Origin of the sequence: Streptococcus oralis subsp. dentisani (genome assembly GCF_003944205.1) — a bacterium.
In the GTDB taxonomy this organism is placed as follows: domain Bacteria; phylum Bacillota; class Bacilli; order Lactobacillales; family Streptococcaceae; genus Streptococcus; species Streptococcus oralis_BH.
The window spans coordinates 1-955 of the sequence record NZ_RJPH01000038.1 but is presented as its reverse complement, the minus strand read 5'-3'; the positions used below and the strand labels follow the sequence as shown (position 1 = coordinate 955).

At 50.2% G+C, this 955-nt stretch carries 9 tRNA genes and 1 rRNA gene; all 10 read left to right on the top strand.

Annotation, left to right across the window (positions count from 1 at the left end):
* The first annotated feature begins 55 nt into the window (after nucleotides 1-55).
* Nucleotides 56-171: ribosomal RNA gene (rrf, locus tag D8805_RS09965) — 5S ribosomal RNA — on the top strand.
* A gap of 4 nt (nucleotides 172-175) precedes the next feature.
* A tRNA-Val gene (locus D8805_RS09960) sits at nucleotides 176-248 on the top strand.
* A gap of 4 nt (nucleotides 249-252) precedes the next feature.
* Nucleotides 253-325, top strand: a tRNA-Asp gene (locus tag D8805_RS09955).
* A 22-nt stretch (nucleotides 326-347) separates the two neighbouring features.
* A tRNA-Lys gene (locus tag D8805_RS09950) sits at nucleotides 348-420 on the top strand.
* 5 nt (nucleotides 421-425) lie between these two features.
* Nucleotides 426-507, top strand: a tRNA-Leu gene (locus D8805_RS09945).
* 12 nt (nucleotides 508-519) lie between these two features.
* Nucleotides 520-592: transfer RNA gene (locus tag D8805_RS09940), tRNA-Thr, on the top strand.
* Nucleotides 593-613: 21 nt separating this feature from the next.
* Nucleotides 614-685 (top strand) — tRNA-Gly (locus D8805_RS09935).
* A gap of 7 nt (nucleotides 686-692) precedes the next feature.
* Nucleotides 693-778 (top strand) — tRNA-Leu (locus D8805_RS09930).
* An 11-nt stretch (nucleotides 779-789) separates the two neighbouring features.
* Nucleotides 790-863 (top strand) — tRNA-Arg (locus D8805_RS09925).
* Nucleotides 864-879: 16 nt separating this feature from the next.
* A tRNA-Pro gene (locus D8805_RS09920) sits at nucleotides 880-953 on the top strand.
* Nucleotides 954-955 lie beyond the last annotated feature (2 nt).

Below are 955 nucleotides of genomic sequence, written 5' to 3'. Positions count from 1 at the left end.
ATGGTTTTTCTAATTATTTGATAGATATTCAATTTTGAGTAGGTATTACTCAGAGTTAAGTGACGATAGCCTAGGAGATACACCTGTACCCATGCCGAACACAGCAGTTAAGCCCTAGAACGCCGGAAGTAGTTGGGGGTTGCCCCCTGTGAGATATGGAAGTCGCTTAGCTCTAGGGAGTTTAGCTCAGCTGGGAGAGCATCTGCCTTACAAGCAGAGGGTCAGCGGTTCGATCCCGTTAACTCCCATATAGGTCCCGTAGTGTAGCGGTTATCACGTCGCCCTGTCACGGCGAAGATCGCGGGTTCGATTCCCGTCGGGACCGTAAGATAACGGAAGTTATTTTAGACTCGTTAGCTCAGTTGGTAGAGCAATTGACTTTTAATCAATGGGTCACTGGTTCGAGCCCAGTACGGGTCATATTTGCGGGTTTGGCGGAATTGGCAGACGCACCAGATTTAGGATCTGGCGCTTAACGGCGTGGGGGTTCAAGTCCCTTAACCCGCATAGTAGAAATTAGCCGGCTTAGCTCAGTTGGTAGAGCATCTGATTTGTAATCAGAGGGTCGCGTGTTCAAGTCATGTAGCCGGCATTAGAACTAGAAGAGGTCGATGCGAACGTAGTTCAGTGGTAGAACACCACCTTGCCAAGGTGGGGGTCGCGGGTTCGAATCCCGTCGTTCGCTTAGAGAGGCCGGGGTGGCGGAACTGGCAGACGCACAGGACTTAAAATCCTGCGATTGGAAACGATCGTACCGGTTCGATCCCGGTCCTCGGCATATAATAATGAGCACCCTTAGCTCAACTGGATAGAGTACCTGACTACGAATCAGGCGGTTAGAGGTTCGAATCCTCTAGGGTGCATTTTTTCTATTTAACTCGGGAAGTAGCTCAGCTTGGTAGAGTACTTGGTTTGGGACCAAGGTGTCGCAGGTTCGAATCCTGTCTTCCCGATT